This window comes from Streptomyces sp. NPDC047971, from assembly GCF_040653355.1.
In the GTDB taxonomy this organism is placed as follows: Bacteria; Actinomycetota; Actinomycetes; order Streptomycetales; family Streptomycetaceae; genus Streptomyces.
Genome location: NZ_JBEZNW010000025.1, coordinates 71,038 through 88,089, shown reverse-complemented (window position 1 = coordinate 88,089; position 17,052 = coordinate 71,038). Strand labels below are relative to the sequence as shown.

Here is a 17,052-nt window from a genome sequence, read left to right as displayed (position 1 = left end):
GTTCATGGGGCACGCGTCTGCCGTACGCTGCGCGCCCATGAGTACTGAGTCGCGCATCGCAGTGGTGACGGGAGCGGGTTCGGGCATCGGCCGCGGCGTGGCCCGCGCCCTGGCCGAAGCGGGCTGGTCGGTGGCGCTGGCGGGCCGCCGGCGGGAGCCGCTGGAGGAGACGGCCGCGTCCCTGTCGTCGCCCGACGTCCTGTGCGTACCGACGGACGTGACCTCGCCGGAGGCGGTGACGGCCCTCTTCGACGCGGTACGGGAGCGGTTCGGCCGAGTCGACCTGCTCTTCAACAACGCGGGGTCCTTCGCGGGCGGTGGCGTCCCGGTGGAGGAGCTGGACCACGAGACGTGGCGCGCGGTCGTCGACGTGAACCTGACGGGCGCCTTCCTGTGCGCCCAGGCGGCCTACCGGGCGATGAAGGAGCAGTCGCCGCAGGGCGGCCGGATCATCAACAACGGCTCGATCTCGGCGCACGTGCCGCGCCCGAACTCGATCGCGTACACGGCGACGAAGCACGCGATGACGGGCCTGACGAAGTCGCTGTCGCTGGACGGTCGCCCGTACCGGATCGCATGCGGTCAGATCGACATCGGGAACGCGGCGACGGAGATGACGGCGCGGATGCAGACGGGGATCCTGCAGGCCAACGGGGAGCTGGCGGTGGAGCCGGTGATGGACGCGGCCGACGTGGCGGCGACGGTGGTGCACATGGCGGGGCTGCCGCTGGAGGCGAACGTGCAGTTCGCGACGGTGATGGCGACGGCGATGCCGTACATCGGCCGGGGGTAGGGGGCGGGATCCCCACCCCCTGCCCCGGGCCGTTCCGGGGCTCTACGCCTGGCCGGTCTCGAAGCGGGCGATCTTGCCGTCCGTGACGACGAACCGCCAGGAGGTCCGCATCTCGCCCCAGGTGTCGTTGCGGTAGCGGGCGACGAGGGACCGCCCGTCGTCCTTGGCGGACTCGATCTCCATATGGCCGCGCGAGGAGAAGATCTCCTTCTCGGTCCACTCCTGGAGATCGCGGTCGGACCCGTCGTCCGACATGGTGGCGCCGGGTGCGAGGGCGGCCTGGAATGCCTGGGGGTCATTGGCGTTGAGCGCGCTGACGAAGGCGCGTACGGCGGGATCGCCGATCTTGTCCACGGGGATGGTCATGGGCCTAGCGGTACACCGGACCGACCGCTTCCCGGCGGACCCGGGCCGCGGGAGTGGCGCACCTCAGCGCACGGACTCGGCCACCTGGACGAACCGGGCCGCGGCCTCGCGTCCCGCGCCCGGGCCCGGGCATGCCCCGCGACCGGTCGGCGTCCGCCGGGCCGTCGAGCCGGCAGGCTTCTCCCCCATGACCGACCCGTGGAACACCATCGACCGGCTCGCCTCCTGGATCGCCTCGCACCACACCCTCCCGCCCGAACAGGACGTCCTGCTGCGCGTTCTGAAGCTCTCCGAGGAGGTCGGCGAGGTGGCGGAGGCCGTCATCGGGGCCACCGGCCAGAATCCGCGCAAGGGGACCAGCCACACCTGGCAGGACGTCGAGGCCGAGCTCTGCGACGTGATCATCACGGCGATGGTGGCCCTGCGGACGCTCACCCCGGACGCCCCCGAGGTCTTCGCGGGGCACGTCCGGCGGGTCGCGGAGCGGTCGCTGCCCGAGTGAGGGCAGCGGCGTCGGGGGACGGAGGAGCCCTGCCGGGTGGTGCACCACCCGGCAGGGCTCTCGAAGTCGGCGGCAGACGAGCCGGGCTGTACGCCGGGTTCTGTACCCCGGGACCTCGCGGTCGTCGGGGTGACGGCCATCCATCTAGGACCGGCGTTGCCGCCGGTCTCGTGCGGTCTACCCGCGAACTCGGGCGGGCAGCCCTCAAGCGTTCGCGCAGGGTCTCCTGTCTCCAGGCGGCCCCTCTTGACCTTGCTCCGGGTGGGGTTTACCTAGCCGCCTGAGTCACCTCAGGCGCTGGTGGTCTCTTACACCACCGTTTCACCCTTACCGAGGACCGAGGTCCCCGGCGGTCTGTTTTCTGTGGCACTGTCCCGCGGGTCACCCCGGGTGGCCGTTAGCCACCACCCTGCCCTGTGGAGCCCGGACGTTCCTCGGGAGGATCCGAGGATCCCCACGCGGCCGTCCGCCCGGCTCGTCTGCCGTGCCGACCATGCTACCCGCCGTGTCGGCCGCGCTTGACCTTGTCGCAGCGTCAGGGTTTCTACTGAGCCCATGCGAATCGGCGAGATCGCCGCGCTCGTCGGGGTCACCCCGCGGGCCGTGCGCCACTACCACCATCTCGGGCTGCTGCCCGAGCCCGCGCGACGGGCCAACGGCTACCGCGAGTACAGCATCCGGGACGCCGTCCTGCTCGCCCGGATCAGGCGGCTGACCGAGCTCGGTCTCGGACTCGACGAGGTGCGGGACGTGCTCGCGGACGACGAAGGGCGGGAGCTGGTGGAGGTGCTGGAGGAACTGGACGCCGACCTCGGGCGGCAGGAGGCGGTGATCCGCGAGCGACGCACGCGCCTCGCCGAGCTGCTGGGCGAGGCCCGGGCCGGCCGGCTGACCGCCGAGGGCCCGGTGTCGAGGGAGCTGGCCGATCTGTTCGCGGATCTGGGCGAGGTCCCGACGTCCCCCATGGCCGCGATGGACCGGGAACTGCTCGCCCTGATCGACACCATGGCGCCGGAGGAGGAGCGGGCGAAGCTCATGAGCGCGATGCGCGCCATGGCCGAGGATCCGCGCGCCGTCGCGCGCGCCCACGACGTGTACGCCCGGCTCGACGCCCTCGTGGACGCCGCGCCCGACGACCCGCGGGTGGCGGAGGCGGCGCAGGCGCTCGCCGACTGTCTGCCCGACGAGGTGGTCGCGCGGCTCGGCGGGGAGGGCATGCCGCGCAACCAGCTCACCGAGACGTTCTTCGGCGACTTCTCCCCCGCCCAGAGCGCCGCGGTCCACCAGGCCCTGGTCCTCGTCCAGGAGCGGGCCCGATGACCGGCCACCGGACGGACGCCGTGGGCCCGGGCGCCGCCGGCACGGAGGCGGTGGGCCCGGAGGCCGTGAGCCCGGGCGCCCTGGGACCGGAGGCCCTGGGACCGGGCCCCGTGAGCGCGGAGGCCCAAGGACCGGACGCCGACAGCCCGGGCGCCGCCCCACGGGGCGTCGGGGGCCGTGACGTCACCACCCGGCTGCTGCGCGGCGTCGCCTATGCCTCGCTCCCCGCGGAGATCGCGATCCTGGTCTGTCTCGTCGCGGGTGTACGGATACCCCCGCCGGCGCTCGTCGCCGCCGAGACCGCCGCGCTTCTCGTGCTGGTCGTCGGCCTCGTGACGTACCGAAGGCTCCGCCGCCGGGGATCGACCGCGCGGGAGGCGCTCGGTGAGCTCGTGCCCGTGCCCGTGCTGCGGCTCATCGGACACGAACTGCGACTGATGGCGAGCCTCGCGCTGTGGGTGGCCCGGCGCCGCAGCGGCGTCCGCCCGGGCGCCCAGCCGTTCCCGCACGCGCGTGACCAGGCCGCCCTCATGTACGGCTTCGCCTTCGTCTGCCTCGTCGAGACCATCGGGATGTCGTACCTGCTGGCCGACTGGCCCGTCGTCCACGCGATCGTGCTGGTCCTGGACGTGTATTCGGGGATCCTGTTCGTGCTCGGACTGCACGCCGCCTCCGTGACCAGGCCGCATGTCCTCACCTCGGACGCGCTGCGACTGCGGCAGGCCGCCCACGTCGACCTCCGCATCCCGCTCGACCTGATCGCCTCCGTCCGGCACGAGCTGCGCTTCACCCACGAGAAGACGGAGGATGAGCTGAACCTCACCGTCGCCTCGCAGACCTCCCTCACCATCGAGCTGACCCAGCCGGTGAACGCGCCGCGGTTCCTCGGCGGCGCCCGGCCGGTGCGGATCGTGCGCTGTCACGCGGACGACGCACGCGCCCTGTACCGGGCACTGACGAAGGCCGTCGCGGCCGTGTGACTCACTCCGGCACGTGCTCGAAGAGGACCTTGTCGCGGCCGGGGTCCGCGGGGTCCGCCTTCATCAGCCTCACCCGCACCGGCTTCCCCTGCTCCAGCCTCCGCGCGCTCGTGACGGTGCCCACGACAGCCGGTTCCCTCAGGTGCACGACCCCCTTCCTCATGGCCGCGTCCCGCACGTCGATCACGAACCCGTCGAAGTCCCGGCCGATCCGGTCCTTCAGCAGCGCCGCCTCGACGACGTCCATGCTCTGCCGGTCGGCGTCCTTGCCACGGCCCCTCGCCATCTCCTCCGGCACCTTCGTCAGCGCGTCCTTCACCCACGCGGGTGGCGCCTGGCCCGCGACGGCCGACAGGCACAGCTCGCCCACGTAGCGGTCGACGAGCCGGCGCAGGGGCGCGGTGCAGCTCGTGTACTCGTCGGCGATGGCCGCATGGATCAGGGCGTCCGGAAGAACGCCGTCCGAGAAGGGGAGGTACGCCGACTTCTCGAACAGGCCGGTGGCGTCCAGGAGGAAGGCGGCATGCCGGGGGTTCGCCGCCGCGTCGAGCGAGCGGATGAGCTCCGCGTACGAGACGTGGTGGGGCCAGTCGACCCCCAGGGCCTCCGCGGACCGGCGCAGCTTCTCCACCCCGTCCGGAGCGGCGCCGAGGGTGCGCAGGATCCCCGTGCCCGCGGCGATCATCAGATCGGCGGCGGCCATGCCGGTGAGCAGGGAGATCTGTTCGTTCCAGCCGTCGACGGGGCGCGGAGCGCGATAGACGATCGTGTACGTCGTGCCGGTCTCGACGACCTCCTGTTCGGGGAGGTCGAGGGAGACCCCACCGCGTTCGACCTCCAGGGCCTCGCGGAGCGTGCCCACGGTCTTGAGCAGGGCGAGCGGCTCCTCGGCGGTGCCCGCGTCGATCAGCTGCTGGGCGCCGGCGTAGTCGAGTCTGCGGCGGCTGCGGACGCGCGCGCGGCGTACGTCGACGGCGACCTGACGGCCGTCGGCGTCCAGGTCGAAGCGCCAGAGCAGGGCGGGCACGGTCTGGTCGGGCAGCAGACTCGCGGCACCCTCGGAGAGGACCGGCGGATGCAGGGGGATCTTCTCGTCGGGGAAGTAGAGGGTCTCGACGCGCCGGTGGGCCTCCTCGTCGACGGCGCCGCCGGGGGTGACGAACGCGGCGACGTCGGCGATGGCGTAGTGGACGCGGTAGCCGCCGCCCGTCCGGCGGGCCAGGTGCATGGCCTGGTCGAGGTCGCGGGAGCCCGGCGGGTCGATGGTGAAGAGGGGGATGTCGGTGGCGTCGTGGTCCGGCAGTCGCGGGGACGCCGCGGCGGCCTCCGCCTCGGCGAGGACGGCCGGCGGGAAGCCCGCCGGCACCTGCATCCGGGTCCGCAGTGCGCGCAGCGCGGCCCGCAGGTCCTCGGCTGCGCCGGTCACGTGAATGTGGCGGCGTGGCATGGACCGAGCGTATGGCGCGGGGCCTGGCCCGGCACTTTGTAGGCTGAATGCCCTGGGGCCGCACCCCCAGCCCCGTACGTATGAAGGAGAACCACCGTGCTCGTGCTGTTGCCGCCGTCGGAGGGTAAGGCCGCTTCGGGGCGTGGGGCACCGCTCAAGCCGGAGTCCCTGTCGCTGCCGGGCCTGGCGGACGCGCGGGCGGCGGTCCTGAACGAGCTGGTCGAGCTGTGCGTCGCCGACGAGGAGAAGGCGCGCGAGGTGCTCGGGCTGAGCGAGGGGCTGCGCGGCGAGGTCGCGAAGAACACGGAGCTGCGGACGGCGGGTGCGCGTCCGGCCGGAGAGATCTACACCGGGGTGCTGTACGACGCGCTGGGCCTGGCCACGCTGGACGCGGCGGCGCGGAAGCGGGCGCGGGCCTCGATCCTGGTGTTCTCGGGGCTGTGGGGCGCGGTGCGGGTGGACGACCGGATTCCGTCGTACCGCTGCTCCATGGGCGTGAAGTTGCCGGGGCTCGGGGCGCTGGGCGCGCACTGGCGGGGCGCGATGGCGTCCGTACTGCCGGAGGCGGCGGGCGACGGGCTCGTGCTGGACCTGCGGTCCTCAGCGTACGCCTCGGCGTGGAGGCCGAAGGGCGAGGTGGCGGCGCGGACGGCGTCGGTGCGGGTGCTGCACGCGCCGACCCGGAAGGTGGTCAGCCACTTCAACAAGGCGACGAAGGGCCGGATCGTACGGAGCCTCCTCGAAGCGGGTGCGGTGCCGAAGGACCCGGTCGAGCTGGTGACGGCGCTGCGGGATCTGGGGTACGTGGTGGAGGAGGGGAAGGCGGGCGTCCTCGACGTCCTGGTGGACGAGATCCACTAGGACGGGCCCGTCCTGGCGGTGTCGGTACCGGGCGACACCCAGGGGTGTTGCAGCCTGCGCAACGCTCGTTGCGCACACTGTCGCAGCGGGGCAGGATGGGGCCATGACCTCCGCGCTGCCCTCCGTCCTCGACCTCGCCCCCGTCGTCCCGGTCGTCGTCATCGAGGACGCCGCCGACGCCGTGCCCCTCGCCCGTGCCCTCGTCGCGGGCGGACTGCCGGCGATCGAGGTGACGTTGCGGACCCCGGCGGCGCTCGACGCCATCCGCGCGATCGCCTCCGAGGTCCCCGGCGCGGTCGTCGGCGCCGGCACCGTGATCTCGGCGGCGGCCGTCGCGGACGCGGTCGCGGCGGGCTCGCGCTTCCTGGTGAGCCCGGGCTGGACGGAGAGCCTGCTGGAGGCCATGGGCTCCTCGGGCGTGCCGTTCCTGCCGGGCGTCTCGACGGCCTCGGAGGTCGTGGCGCTCGTGGAGCGCGGGGTGCGCGAGATGAAGTTCTTCCCCGCCGAGGCGGCGGGCGGTGTCCCCTATCTCAGGTCCCTCTCCGGACCGCTCCCCCAGGCCCGCTTCTGCCCGACCGGTGGGATCTCCCCGGCCTCCGCGCCCGCGTACCTCGCGCTGCCGAACGTCGGTTGCGTCGGCGGTACGTGGATGCTGCCCGCGGACGCCCTCGCGTCCCGCGACTGGGCCCGGGTCGAGTCGCTGGCCCGCGAGGCGGCGGACCTGCGGACTCGCTGACCGGGCGACGGCGCCTCCTGCGCCGACCGGCCGTCAGGAGAGCGGCGGGGTCGGTCGTCAGGTGAGTGCCAGGCCCACGTGGTCGATCACGGGGCGGTACCCGAGGCGCTGATACAACGCGTTGCTGGTGGGGTTGGCGAGGTCCGTGAAGAGCAGGACCTGCTCCGCGCCCGCCTCCAGGGCGGCTCGGCTGACCGCGCTGGTGACGGCTCCCGCGTAGCCCCGCCCCCGGAACTCGGCCGGGGTGAACACCGTGGAGACCCGGGCCTGGCCCGCGACGATCGGCGAGACGCTCGCCATCGACACCGGCCCGTCGCCGGTCTCCCAGAAGCGGAGCCGTCCTTCGGTGACGCGCGGCTCGATGTTCGGTGTGTAGTCCACGTCGGCGCTCTCCCCGATGTCCCGGGCGTAGTCGCGCATCCATGACGCGGCGAGGGGCACGCTCGCCGCGGCCGCCGTCCTCGGCCCGCCCGGCGGCGCGGGGTCCGGCGGGGTGAGCGTGCCGAGCCGGTAGAGCCGCATCCGACGGGTGGCCGTCCACGTCCGGTTCTCCCCGCACAGCTCCCGGGCGAACGCCTCGGCCGTCTCCTCCTCGCCGCGCACGCCGGTCACGACGGCCGCGTCCGGCAGGGCGTGGACGAGGGCGCGGGCCGCCCGGACGGGCATGGGGCCGAGCGCCGGCTCGTGGGGCAGCGTGAACAGGAACGCACCGGTCACCCGGCCGTCCGGCTCGGTCCACCAGCCGTACCGTGCCGAGTCGATCGGCCTCCGCAGGCCGCCCTCGCTGAGGGTCAGCAGCACGGTGTTCCGGGCCGGGTCGGCGGCGAAGTGCGCGCCGGCGGCGGCGCGGAAGGCAACGGCGTCCTCGGTGATGTGCCAGCTCATGGCGCCGATGGTGCTACGGAAAGGGCGGAGGGGCCACGGATTTCCGTGGCCCCTCCGCCCTGTCGCCGTCCCGGGTCACCTCAGGTGCGAGGTGTCGTTCAGGAGTCGTACGGAGGCGTTGCCGTCCGCGTAGTACGCCACGGCCGACAGCGAGGCCGCCGAGAGCTCCATCCGGAACAGCGACTCCGGCGGGGCGCCGAGCGCCAGCCGCACCAGGGTCTTGATGGGCGTGACGTGGGTGACGAGGAGGACGGTGCGGCCGGCGTACGCGGCGGTGAGCCGGTCCCGGGTCGCGGAGACCCGACGCGCGGTGGTCGCGAAGCTCTCGCCGCCGCCGGTCGGCGCGGCCTTGGGCGAGGCGAGCCAGGCGTCGAGGTCCTCGGCGTACCGCTCCCGCACCTCGGCGAAGGTCAGACCCTCCCAGGCGCCGAAGTCGGTCTCGCGCAGCCCCTCGTCGACGCGCACGTCGAGGCCGAGGCGCGCGGCGACGGTCTCCGCGGTCTGGCGGCAGCGCCTGAGCGGCGAGCTGACGATCTCCTGGATCGTCCCGCGCGCGGAGAGCGCGGCGGCGACCGCCTCGGCCTGCCGCGTCCCGGCGGCGGACAGTTCGGGGTCCGAGCCCCCGCTCCCCGAGAACCGCTTCTCCGGCGTGAGCGCGGTCTCCCCGTGCCGGAGCAGGACGAACGTGGCGGGCGCCCCCATGTCGGGTGCCCCCCAACCGGGCGCGGCGGCACCGCCGGTGCGCGCGGTGCTCCCGGCACCGGACACGGCGGCCTCGTGCTGGTGGCCGAGGACACCCGCCTCGGCCTCGAAGTCCCCGCTCCCCGCGGACTCCCGCTCGGCCGTGGCCGCCGCCAGCGAGGCCCGGGCCCGGGCCGCGACGGTCACGTCGGCGGAGAAGAGGCCGCCGTCGGCCGGTGCGCCCTCGTCGCCCCGCGCTCCGGTGCGCGTGCCGGAGGCCGCGCCGGTGAGCGCCGCCCTGGCACGGGCCGCGCCGGCCGCCGCGTCGCCGGGAGGTCCGGCGGGCGCCGCCGCCCCGCGCGCGGCGTTTCGCGCCGCGGAGACGTCCAGTGCCGCCGAGGAGGCCGAGGGCTCCCACTGCTTGCCGCGCTTGCCCGCGTCCATCGCCTCGTTGGCGAGGCGGTCCGCGTGCTTGTTCTTCTCGCGCGGGATCCACTCGTAGCGGACCTGGCGCGCGGGGAAGATCCGCGCCGCCTCGGCCGCCAGCGGCTTCATGTCCGGGTGCTTGATCTTCCAGCGGCCGGACATCTGCTCGACGACCAGCTTGGAGTCCATCCGGACGTGCACCTTGGCGTCCGGAAACAGCTCACGCGCCGCCGTCAGCCCGGCCACCAGGCCCTTGTACTCGGCGACGTTGTTGGTCGCGACGCCGATGTACTCGGCCCGCTCGGCGAGCGTCTCGCCGGTCACCGGGTCCAGGACCACCGCCCCGTACCCGGCCGGCCCCGGGTTGCCCCGGGAGCCTCCGTCGGCTTCGACGACGACTTCCGTGATGGCCGTCATTACAGGCCGGACTCCGACGTGCGGACCAGGATCCGACGGCAGTTCTCGCACCGCACCACGGTGTCCGCGGCGGCCGCCCGGACCTCGTTGAGCTCGGTGATGTTCAGCTCGATGTGGCAGCCCTCGCACTTGCGCTGGTACAGCCGCGCCGCGCCGACACCGCCCTGCTGCTCGCGCAGCTTCTCGTAGAGCTTCAGCAGGTCGGCCGGGACGGAGCCGGCCACCAGCTCGCGCTCCTTGCCGACGGACGCCGCCTCGCCGTCCAGCTCCGCCTGCGCCGCGTCACGGCGGGCGGTCGCGTCGTCGGCCTTGGCCTGGACGGCGGAGGCCCGCTCGGTCAGCTCGGCGACCCGCTCGGTGGCGGACTCACGGCGCTCCATGACCTCCAGGACGATGTCCTCCAGGTCGCCCTGGCGCTTGGCGAGCGAGGTGATCTCGCGCTGGAGGCTCTCCAGGTCCTTCGGGGAGGAGACGGCGCCGGAGTCCAGCCGCTGCTGGTCCCGGACGGCGCGCTGGCGCACCTGGTCGACGTCCTGCTCGGCCTTGGTCTGCTCGCGGGCGCAGTCGCTCTCCTCGGTCTGCGCGGCGACGAGCAGGTCGCGCAGCTGTGTGAGGTCCTTCGTCAGCGACTCGATCTCGGCGTGCTCGGGCAGGGACTTGCGCTTGTGGGCGAGCTGCTGGAGACGGACGTCCAGCGCCTGGACGTCGAGGAGTCGGATCTGGTCGGCGGGCGCGGCGTTCAGTTGGGGGCTCCAGGAGAGGTGTAGTCGGAAGGGGCGCGCGAGGCGCTCTCCGGAAGGGCGGCGGCGGGGACGAGATGGGCGGACCAGGGGTCGGTGACCGTCTTCGAGACGTGGACGCGCAGGCCCCAGCCGTGGCGGTCGGAGATCTCGTCGAGCTGGGCGGCGGCCTGCTCGCACCAGGGCCACTCGGTGGCCCAGTGGGCGGCGTCGATCAGGCCGATCGGCGCGTGCTGGGTGGCCTCGGAGACCGGGTGGTGGCGCAGGTCGGCGGTGAGGAAGGCGTCCACGCCGGCGGCCCGGACGGCGCCGAAGAGGCTGTCGCCGGAGCCGCCGCTGACCGCGACCCGGCGGACGGTCATGTTCGGGTCTCCGGCGACGCGGATCCCCTGCGCGGTGGCGGGCAGCCTCTTCGCGGCGCGGGCGGCGAACTCGGCCAGCGTCTCGGGGTGGTCCAGCTCGCAGATCCGGCCGAGGTTGTTCTCGGGCACCAGGGGTCCGGTGATCCGCAGGTCCAGGGCGCCGGCGAGGGCGTCGGACACCCCGGGGTCGGCGGTGTCGGCGTTGGTGTGCGCGACGTGCAGGGCGATGTCGTGCTTGATCAGGGTGTGCACGACGCGGCCCTTGAAGTGGGAGGCGGCCACCGTCGTCGTACCGCGCAGATAGAGCGGGTGGTGGGTGACGATCAGGTCGGCGCCCAGCGCGATCGCCTCGTCGGCGATCTCCTGCACGGGGTCCACGGCGAACAGGACACGGGTCACCTCGGCGTCGGGGTCGCCGCAGACCGTGCCGACGGCGTCCCACTCCTCGGCCCGCTCGGGCGGCCAGAGAGCGTCGAGCGCGGCGATGACTTCAGACAGACGGGGCACGGAGGAAAGGCTACCTGGCTCCTCTTTCGGCCTGAACCGGCGTCGCTCGCGCGGGGGCGGCGGGCGGCCCCCTCCGTGCCGCTCGATCCCGTCGGGGACGTCCTCGGCCCGGACGGCCGTCGGGTGGCGGTGCCGGCGGGAGTCCGGGACGCCCTCGGTCCGGACGCGCCGGGCGGCGCTGCCGGCGCGGTTCGCCGGATACGTGGGGATGCCATCGGCTCCCTCGGCGGGGGCGTGGGGGAGGGGTCGGATCGGAGCGGACGAGGGTGCCGTGGCCGCCGGCGTCGAGGACGGCGACCCGCTCGGGGGCGGCCGTGATCCCGGTCCCGCCGAGGGCGCGGGTGAGAGGGGACGGACGCCGGGCCGGGCCCGGCGTCCGTCCCGTGCCCGCGGTCCGGGGCGTCGCGGCGCCGACGCCCTTCCCGGGCCGCGCCTTCCTTCTTTTCCGAGGTGGCGCCGGATGCGCCGGTGCCGCTTCCGCATGCGGCGAGGCAGAGCGCGGCGGCGAAGGGAGCCGAGGGCGCGTCCTCCGGGGGTGAGGGGACGGCCGCTCGGGAGCGGTACGGAACGGCCCCCCGCCCGGCCGCGCACCGGAGTCCCGGGCTCCGCTCGGGGTGGTCCTGCCTCGCGCCCCACGCTTCCCTCCAGCACAACCATCCCGCTCACCTCAGCAAAATCGATTCACGGCCACCCTTATGTGTGAAGTGACCTGGCTCGTGTTGTTCGGCAGGAAGTGCGAAAACTAGCTTCGATGGCCGGAGGTGACGAGACGATGACAGCGTGTGCCATCGAGAAGGCGGCGGGGGACGGCGGCGCGGTGTGGCCGTCACGGTTCACGATCACGGCGAACGGGGCGTACGCCGCGCGGCTCGCCGGCACCGGGGACGCCCTGTACGCGGAGCGTTGGACCCTGGACGGGCCGGAGCCGTACGCGGTACCCCTTCCGCTCGACCAGCCCGAGGAACGCCACACGCAGTTGCTGCCGCTGGCGGACGGGCGCGTGCTGGTCGGCCGGCGGGTGGACGGCGACCGCCACACGTTCTCGCTGCTGTACCCGACGGGCCCGGGGACGGGGGAACTGCCCCTGGGTGCCGTGGAGTCCGCGGAGCTCACCCTGCTGCCGCCCTCCCCGGACGGCATCTGCGCGTACGCCCTGTGCGTCGGAGCGGACACCACGGCGATCTGGCTGGTGGCGGGCGGGGCGTTCGGGCCCGAGCAGGTCGCCGAGGTCAAGGGCCGCTGCTCCGGCGGGGTCTGGCTGGACCGTACGGGGCGGATGCTCGCCCTCGACCGGCGGCTGGAGGGCGGTCCGGTCAAGGCGGTGGCGGTCGACCTGGAGCGGGGCGGGGAGGTGACTCCGCTGCTCCAGATCACCGAGGAGAGCCACGACCGGCTGCTGATGGCCGACCCGGACAGCGGGCTGCTGCTGATCCGTTCGGACGCTCCGTCGCCGGGGCACGAGCGGCTCGGCTGGGGTGTCCTCGGCAGTCTGCTGCCGATTCGTTTCCCCGACTGTCTGCGGCTGGACGACGCGGCGGTGACCCCGTTCGCGGCGCAGCCGGGCCGGGTGCTGCTGCCGGAGACCTGCTCGGTCGCGCTGCGGATCGACGCGGCGGCGGGGAGCTGGGTCGGGATGTGGCGGCCGGCGGGTCGCCGGATGCACCAACTGGCGGCCCCCGCGGGGTGGCTGGCCGGGGCGGGGCTCTGGACGGCGGAGGGCGTGCTGCGGCTCCCGTACGGGACGGAGGAGACGCCCTGCGGACTCGCCGGCCTCGAAGTCCCGCCGGACCCGGAACCGGCCCGGGTCGAGGTCACGGTGGAGCCCCGGGTGTGCCGTCCGGTCCCGCTCCAGCAGGCACCGCTCGCCGACCGCAAGGCCGCTGACTAGACTCTCGGCCGCACGACAACAGCGATCAGTACGGGGTGAGTTCCACCATGTCGGAAGCACGTACGGACGGGACGGAGCAGAGCGGCTCCGGGAAGCACCGCGGCGAGGCGGCGCCTTCGGAGGAGTCCACCTCCTCCCCCCACGGGCGCCACCGCCGCGACGCGGACCAGTAGCGACGCGGTGCGGGCCCGGGACTGGGGACGATCTTCCCGCCCGGCTCGGCCGCCGCCACGGCAGGACGAACGGCCCCGGGGATCTCCCCGGGGCCGTTCCCGTGCAGCCGCCCGGCCCTTCGGAGCGGGACGCGGCGCCCCGCTCCGGCACCTCGGCTTCGGGGTGGGGCGCGGCACCCGCCCCGCCGCGGTGGGGCGCGGCACCCGCCCCACCCGTCTCAGCCCTTCTTCAGGCCCAGGACCTCCGCCGCCGCGAACGTCTCGCCCGCCGGGCGGGACGCGTAGTGCGGGGACAGCAGGCCGTCCAGCTCCTCGTACGTGAACGCGTCCTTCGAGGTGTCGAACTTCGCCGACACCCTCGGGCGGTCCACGACAGCGACCATCCCGCCGTGCACCACCAGCAGCTGGCCGTTGACCGACGCCGCCGCGGGCGAGGCCAGATAGCCGACCAGCGGCGCCACGTGCTCCGGCGCCAGCGCGTCCAGCTCCCCGGCCTCCGGCTCCGCGAAGCCCGCGAAGACGTCCTCCGTCATCCGGGTCCGCGCCCGCGGGCAGATCGCGTTCGCCGTGACGCCGTACTTCGCCAGCGCCAGCGCCGTCGACGTCGTGAGCCCGACGATCCCGCCCTTGGCCGCCGCGTAGTTCGGCTGCCCGGCGGAGCCCGCGAGGAACGCCTCCGACGAGGTGTTCACGATCCGGCCGTAGACGCCGGACTCCCCCGCCTTCGCCCGCCCCCGCCAGTGCACCGCGGCGAAGTGCGTGGTGTTGAAGTGCCCCTTGAGGTGGACCCGGATCACCGAGTCCCACTCCTCCTCGCTCATCGAGAAGACCATCCGGTCCCGCAGGATGCCCGCGTTGTTGACCAGGATGTCCAGCTTGCCGAACTCGTCGACCGCCAGGCCGACGAGGCCCCGCGCGGTCTCGAAGTCGGCGACGTCGCCCAGGTGCGCCACCGCCCGGCCGCCCGCCGCGCGGATCTCCGCCGCGACCTCCTCGGCCGGCGCGGCCGAGGCCTCGCCGGAGCCGTCCCGCCCGGCCTGCCCGTAGTCGTTGACGACGACGGACGCGCCCAGACGGGCGAGTTCCAGCGCCTCGGCCCGGCCGAGGCCCCGCCCGGCGCCCGTGACGATCGCGGACAGACCCTCAAGGGGGAGTGACATGTGTCGTGGTCCTCTCAGATCTCGATGCAGGTACGCAGCGCGACACCCGTACGCATCTGCTCGATCGCCTCGTTGATCCCGGAGAGCGGCACCCGGTGGGTGATCAGGGACTCCAGGTCGATCCGGCCCGCCCGCCAGAGCGCGATGGCCCGTTCGTACGAGCGCAGCACGTCACCGCCGCCGTACATCGACGGCAGGATCTTCTTCTCGTCGAAGAACAGCTCGAACATGTTGAGCTGCAGGAAGTCGTCGAGCGCGCCCGCGCCGACCACGCAGAGCGTGCCGCCGCGCCGGGTCGTCTCGTACGCGGTGCGGGCGGTGGCGGACTTGCCGACGACCTCGAAGACGTAGTCGAACCCCTCCCCCGCGGTGATCCGCTGCTTGGCGTCGGCGAGCGCGTCGGGCGCGATGGCCTCCGTCGCGCCGAAGCGCAGGGCCGCCTCCCGCCGGGACTCGACGGGGTCGACGGCGACGATCTGGGCGGCCCCCTGGAGCTTGGCGCCCTGGATGGCCGAGATGCCGACGCCCCCGCAGCCGATGACGGCGACCGAGGAACCGGCGCGCACCTGAGCCGTGTTGATGGCGGCGCCGAGCCCGGTGGTGACGCCGCAGCCGATGAGGGCGGCGATGTCGAAGGGCACGTCGTCGGGGATCGGCACCGCGCAGCCGGCGTCGACGACCACCTCCTCGGTGAACGTGCCGGTCCCCGCGAAACCGAAGACCTCCCCTCCGGGCCTGCGGAAGTTGGGGGTGCCGGCGTTCATGAACCCGGCCAGGCACAGCTGTGTCTGGCCGCGCTTGCAGGCGGGACAGGCCCCGCAGGCGGGCAGCCAGCAGAGCAGGACCCGCTGTCCCTCGCTCAGCCCGGTGACACCCTCGCCGACGTCGAGGATCTCGCCCGCGCCCTCGTGGCCGGGGATGAACGGCGCGGGCTGCGGGAGCACTCCGCTCATGGCGGAGACGTCGGAGTGGCACAGTCCGGTCGCCCTGACCCGGATCCTCACCTTGCCGGGGCCGAAGCCCACCGCCTCGACGTCGTCGAGGACCTCCAGTTTGTCCTGGCCGATCTCGTGCAGTACGGCTGCGCGCATGGTGCGGGCTCCAATCACGAATACTCGACGAGGGTGTCGGCGAGCACCGGAGCGTCGTCGCGCTCGACCGCCGTGACCGACACCTGGACGCGGCCGGGCTCGGGAGAGTCCTGCCAGATCCGGATACGCAGGGTCTCGCCGGGGAAGACGATCCCCGCGAAACGGGTGCGGTAGGATCGGACGCGGGCGACGTCTCCGCCGAGCACCGTGTCCACCACCGCCTTGAGGGTCATGCCGTACGTGCAGAGTCCGTGGAGGATCGGCCGGTCGAAGCCGGCGAGCTCGGCGAACTCGGGATCGGCGTGGAGCGGGTTCCAGTCCCCGGAGAGCCGGTAGAGCAGGGCCTGGTCCGGGCGGATGGCCCGCTCGACGGTCTTGTCGGGCTCGCGGCCGGGGAGTTCGAGGCGCTCGGAGGGGCCTCGGTCGCCGCCCCAGCCGCCCTCTCCCCGGACGAAGATCTGGGCGTCGCTGGTCCACAGCGGGCCGTCGTCGTCGGCGACCTCGGAGCGCAGGACGAGGACGGCGGCCTTGCCCTTGTCGTGGACGGCGGCGACGCGGGAGGTGGTGACGGCCCTGCCCGCGACGGGGATGGGCCGGTGGAGCGTGATCGCCTGGCCGCCGTGCAGGACGGCGGCGAGGTCGATGTCGATGCCGGGCGCGGAGAGCCCGCCGACGACCCCCATCCCGGCGCCGGCGACGGTGGCGAAGCTGGGCAGGACGTGCAGCCGGGATTCGAGGGTGTAGCGCAGCTCGTCGGGGTCGGTCGCGGGGATGCCGGCGCCGAGTCCGAGGTGGTAGAGCTGGATGTCCTTGTGGTCCCAGGCGATCTCGGCGCTGCGGGGCTCGGCGGCCACGGCCATGGCGGCGTCAATGGGCATCGGGATGCTGCTCCTTGGAGATCCCGGAGGATCCTTGAAGAGGGAAGACCTCGGTGCGACCGTCCGCACCGTCGGCCGCACCGAGGCCGTGCGGGACCGTCCCGTACGCGCCCGTTCTAGAACGCGTTCTAGGTCGGTAGATCCTCATGTATAGCCGAGCGGGGATGAGTTGGAAACCCCCCGGACCCCGATGTCTGACGGTACGTCAGCTGCCTGGTCCGGCGCGAGACGGTGACGCCGCCCCACCGGGCGGTGCCTGCGCGAGCGGCCCGGGGCCGCAGGCGGCACCCTGGAGTCAGGACCCGTCCCGCGCGGAGGGTTCCGGGTCACCGCGGGTCCTCCGTGGAGATCCAGGCGCCGCAGGAGTGGGAGACCACCGGATGATCAGAGTGCTGCTCGCCGAGGGCCGGGGCACGACGCGGGGCGCACTGGCGCTGCTGCTCGGGATGGAGCCCGACATCGAGGTCGTCGCGCAGGTGGCGCGGGGTGACGAGATCGTCGGCTCGGCTCTGACGAGCCGGCCCGAGGTCGCTCTCCTCGACGTCGAGCTGCCCGGCCGCTCGGGCCTGGACGTCGCCGCGGAGCTGCGGGACGAGGTGCCCGACTGCCGGGTCCTGATCCTCGCGACCTACGGGCGTCCGGGCTGTCTGCGCGGGGCGATGGAGGCCGGGGCGGCCGGCTTTCTGCTGAAGGACGGGCCGGTGGGCGAGCTGGCCGTGGCGATCCGCCGGGTCCTGCGGGGCGAGACGGTCATCGACCCGGCGCTTGCCGCCGCCGCTCCGAGCGCCGACCCGGAGCCGCCGACCGGCCCGGTGTCCGACGCGGCCCGGCGGCGGGGC

The 17,052-nt window shown here is 73.9% G+C and carries 17 protein-coding genes, 1 other RNA gene and 1 pseudogene; 9 read left to right on the top strand and 10 right to left on the bottom strand.

Annotation, left to right across the window (positions count from 1 at the left end; genetic code table 11):
* Positions 1–37: 37 nt before the first annotated feature.
* A complete protein-coding gene (locus AB0D99_RS23095) occupies positions 38–793 on the top strand; it encodes an SDR family oxidoreductase (RefSeq protein ID WP_362365206.1) in 756 nt (251 codons plus the stop codon).
* 42 nt (positions 794–835) lie between these two features.
* On the opposite strand, the gene AB0D99_RS23090 is transcribed toward AB0D99_RS23095, so the two are convergent.
* Positions 836–1,159, bottom strand: coding sequence for a nuclear transport factor 2 family protein (locus AB0D99_RS23090; protein WP_362365203.1), 324 nt, complete (start codon positions 1,157–1,159; stop codon positions 836–838).
* A gap of 187 nt (positions 1,160–1,346) precedes the next feature.
* On the opposite strand from AB0D99_RS23090, the gene AB0D99_RS23085 reads away from it, so the two are divergent.
* Positions 1,347–1,661, top strand: coding sequence for a MazG-like family protein (locus AB0D99_RS23085; RefSeq protein WP_362365200.1), 315 nt, complete (start codon positions 1,347–1,349; stop codon positions 1,659–1,661).
* Between the two features lie 73 nt (positions 1,662–1,734).
* Here the strand turns inward: AB0D99_RS23085 and rnpB are convergent.
* Positions 1,735–2,139, bottom strand: an RNA gene (gene rnpB, locus AB0D99_RS23080) — RNase P RNA component class A.
* Between the two features lie 77 nt (positions 2,140–2,216).
* Between rnpB and AB0D99_RS23075 the strand changes: the two genes are divergently transcribed.
* Together AB0D99_RS23075 and AB0D99_RS23070 are read left to right on the top strand one after the other, a co-directional pair.
* Positions 2,217–2,981, top strand: coding sequence for a MerR family transcriptional regulator (locus tag AB0D99_RS23075; RefSeq protein ID WP_362365197.1), 765 nt, complete (start codon positions 2,217–2,219; stop codon positions 2,979–2,981).
* On the top strand, positions 2,978–3,961 hold the full coding sequence (locus AB0D99_RS23070) for a hypothetical protein (protein WP_362365194.1): 984 nt from the start codon (positions 2,978–2,980) through the stop codon (positions 3,959–3,961). The genes AB0D99_RS23075 and AB0D99_RS23070 overlap by 4 nt, the downstream gene beginning before the upstream one ends.
* A gap of 1 nt (position 3,962) precedes the next feature.
* On the opposite strand, the gene AB0D99_RS23065 is transcribed toward AB0D99_RS23070, so the two are convergent.
* Positions 3,963–5,408: an RNB domain-containing ribonuclease gene (locus AB0D99_RS23065; RefSeq protein ID WP_362365191.1), complete on the bottom strand. Its 1,446-nt coding sequence runs from the start codon at positions 5,406–5,408 to the stop codon at positions 3,963–3,965.
* Between the two features lie 96 nt (positions 5,409–5,504).
* Here AB0D99_RS23065 and yaaA point away from each other — a divergent pair, with 96 nt between their 5' ends.
* Both yaaA and eda read left to right on the top strand, forming a co-directional pair.
* On the top strand, positions 5,505–6,269 hold the full coding sequence (gene yaaA, locus AB0D99_RS23060) for a peroxide stress protein YaaA (protein ID WP_362365188.1): 765 nt from the start codon (positions 5,505–5,507) through the stop codon (positions 6,267–6,269).
* A 103-nt stretch (positions 6,270–6,372) separates the two neighbouring features.
* Complete coding sequence (eda, locus tag AB0D99_RS23055) at positions 6,373–7,005, top strand: bifunctional 4-hydroxy-2-oxoglutarate aldolase/2-dehydro-3-deoxy-phosphogluconate aldolase (protein ID WP_362365185.1); 633 nt, start codon at positions 6,373–6,375, stop codon at positions 7,003–7,005.
* Between the two features lie 57 nt (positions 7,006–7,062).
* Here eda and AB0D99_RS23050 read toward each other — a convergent pair whose 3' ends face one another.
* The 4 genes from AB0D99_RS23050 to AB0D99_RS23035 all read right to left on the bottom strand — a co-directional run bounded on the left by AB0D99_RS23050 (position 7,063) and on the right by AB0D99_RS23035 (position 11,023).
* A complete protein-coding gene (locus tag AB0D99_RS23050) occupies positions 7,063–7,890 on the bottom strand; it encodes a GNAT family N-acetyltransferase (RefSeq protein WP_362365182.1) in 828 nt (275 codons plus the stop codon).
* Positions 7,891–7,965: 75 nt separating this feature from the next.
* Positions 7,966–9,414 (bottom strand): bifunctional RNase H/acid phosphatase, encoded by a 1,449-nt coding sequence (locus tag AB0D99_RS23045; protein WP_362365179.1) that lies wholly within the window; start codon positions 9,412–9,414, stop codon positions 7,966–7,968.
* Positions 9,414–10,157, bottom strand: a complete 744-nt coding sequence (locus AB0D99_RS23040; RefSeq protein WP_362365280.1) for a C4-type zinc ribbon domain-containing protein — start codon at positions 10,155–10,157, stop codon at positions 9,414–9,416. Before AB0D99_RS23040 ends, AB0D99_RS23045 begins: the two co-directional genes overlap by 1 nt.
* Complete coding sequence (locus tag AB0D99_RS23035) at positions 10,154–11,023, bottom strand: Nif3-like dinuclear metal center hexameric protein (protein ID WP_362365176.1); 870 nt, start codon at positions 11,021–11,023, stop codon at positions 10,154–10,156. The genes AB0D99_RS23040 and AB0D99_RS23035 overlap by 4 nt, the downstream gene beginning before the upstream one ends.
* A gap of 772 nt (positions 11,024–11,795) precedes the next feature.
* Between AB0D99_RS23035 and AB0D99_RS23030 the strand changes: the two genes are divergently transcribed.
* Both AB0D99_RS23030 and AB0D99_RS23025 read left to right on the top strand, forming a co-directional pair.
* Positions 11,796–12,911: a hypothetical protein gene (locus AB0D99_RS23030; protein ID WP_362365173.1), complete on the top strand. Its 1,116-nt coding sequence runs from the start codon at positions 11,796–11,798 to the stop codon at positions 12,909–12,911.
* Between the two features lie 47 nt (positions 12,912–12,958).
* Positions 12,959–13,084 carry a hypothetical protein gene (locus AB0D99_RS23025; RefSeq protein ID WP_362365170.1) on the top strand — a complete coding sequence of 42 codons (126 nt, stop codon included), beginning with the start codon at positions 12,959–12,961 and terminating at the stop codon, positions 13,082–13,084.
* A 218-nt stretch (positions 13,085–13,302) separates the two neighbouring features.
* Here AB0D99_RS23025 and AB0D99_RS23020 read toward each other — a convergent pair whose 3' ends face one another.
* Genes AB0D99_RS23020 through AB0D99_RS23010 form a run of 3 tightly spaced genes read right to left on the bottom strand, consistent with a single transcriptional unit; the run spans position 13,303 to position 16,213 of the window.
* Complete coding sequence (locus tag AB0D99_RS23020) at positions 13,303–14,244, bottom strand: 3-oxoacyl-ACP reductase (protein WP_362365168.1); 942 nt, start codon at positions 14,242–14,244, stop codon at positions 13,303–13,305.
* Between the two features lie 14 nt (positions 14,245–14,258).
* On the bottom strand, positions 14,259–15,335 hold the full coding sequence (locus AB0D99_RS23015) for a Zn-dependent alcohol dehydrogenase (RefSeq protein ID WP_362365166.1): 1,077 nt from the start codon (positions 15,333–15,335) through the stop codon (positions 14,259–14,261).
* A gap of 14 nt (positions 15,336–15,349) precedes the next feature.
* A complete protein-coding gene (locus AB0D99_RS23010) occupies positions 15,350–16,213 on the bottom strand; it encodes a MaoC/PaaZ C-terminal domain-containing protein (protein WP_362365163.1) in 864 nt (287 codons plus the stop codon).
* A gap of 380 nt (positions 16,214–16,593) precedes the next feature.
* Between AB0D99_RS23010 and AB0D99_RS23005 the strand changes: the two are divergent.
* Positions 16,594–17,019: pseudogene (locus tag AB0D99_RS23005) on the top strand (response regulator); the annotation flags it as partial.
* Between the last annotated feature and the right edge of the window lie 33 nt (positions 17,020–17,052).

Bases quoted from the DNA above. Each gene is read 5' to 3' on its own strand.
- AB0D99_RS23090 (WP_362365203.1), bottom strand. From the start codon at position 1,159: ATGACCATCCCCGTGGACAAGATCGGCGATCCCGCCGTACGCGCCTTC.
- AB0D99_RS23010 (WP_362365163.1), bottom strand. From the start codon at position 16,213: ATGCCCATTGACGCCGCCATGGCCGTGGCCGCCGAGCCCCGCAGCGCC.
- AB0D99_RS23085 (WP_362365200.1), top strand. From the start codon at position 1,347: ATGACCGACCCGTGGAACACCATCGACCGGCTCGCCTCCTGGATCGCC.
- AB0D99_RS23095 (WP_362365206.1), top strand. From the start codon at position 38: ATGAGTACTGAGTCGCGCATCGCAGTGGTGACGGGAGCGGGTTCGGGC.
- AB0D99_RS23065 (WP_362365191.1), bottom strand. From the start codon at position 5,408: ATGCCACGCCGCCACATTCACGTGACCGGCGCAGCCGAGGACCTGCGG.
- AB0D99_RS23030 (WP_362365173.1), top strand. From the start codon at position 11,796: ATGACAGCGTGTGCCATCGAGAAGGCGGCGGGGGACGGCGGCGCGGTG.
- AB0D99_RS23020 (WP_362365168.1), bottom strand. From the start codon at position 14,244: ATGTCACTCCCCCTTGAGGGTCTGTCCGCGATCGTCACGGGCGCCGGG.
- AB0D99_RS23045 (WP_362365179.1), bottom strand. From the start codon at position 9,414: ATGACGGCCATCACGGAAGTCGTCGTCGAAGCCGACGGAGGCTCCCGG.
- AB0D99_RS23075 (WP_362365197.1), top strand. From the start codon at position 2,217: ATGCGAATCGGCGAGATCGCCGCGCTCGTCGGGGTCACCCCGCGGGCC.
- eda (WP_362365185.1), top strand. From the start codon at position 6,373: ATGACCTCCGCGCTGCCCTCCGTCCTCGACCTCGCCCCCGTCGTCCCG.
- AB0D99_RS23070 (WP_362365194.1), top strand. From the start codon at position 2,978: ATGACCGGCCACCGGACGGACGCCGTGGGCCCGGGCGCCGCCGGCACG.
- AB0D99_RS23050 (WP_362365182.1), bottom strand. From the start codon at position 7,890: ATGAGCTGGCACATCACCGAGGACGCCGTTGCCTTCCGCGCCGCCGCC.
- AB0D99_RS23025 (WP_362365170.1), top strand. From the start codon at position 12,959: ATGTCGGAAGCACGTACGGACGGGACGGAGCAGAGCGGCTCCGGGAAG.
- AB0D99_RS23015 (WP_362365166.1), bottom strand. From the start codon at position 15,335: ATGCGCGCAGCCGTACTGCACGAGATCGGCCAGGACAAACTGGAGGTC.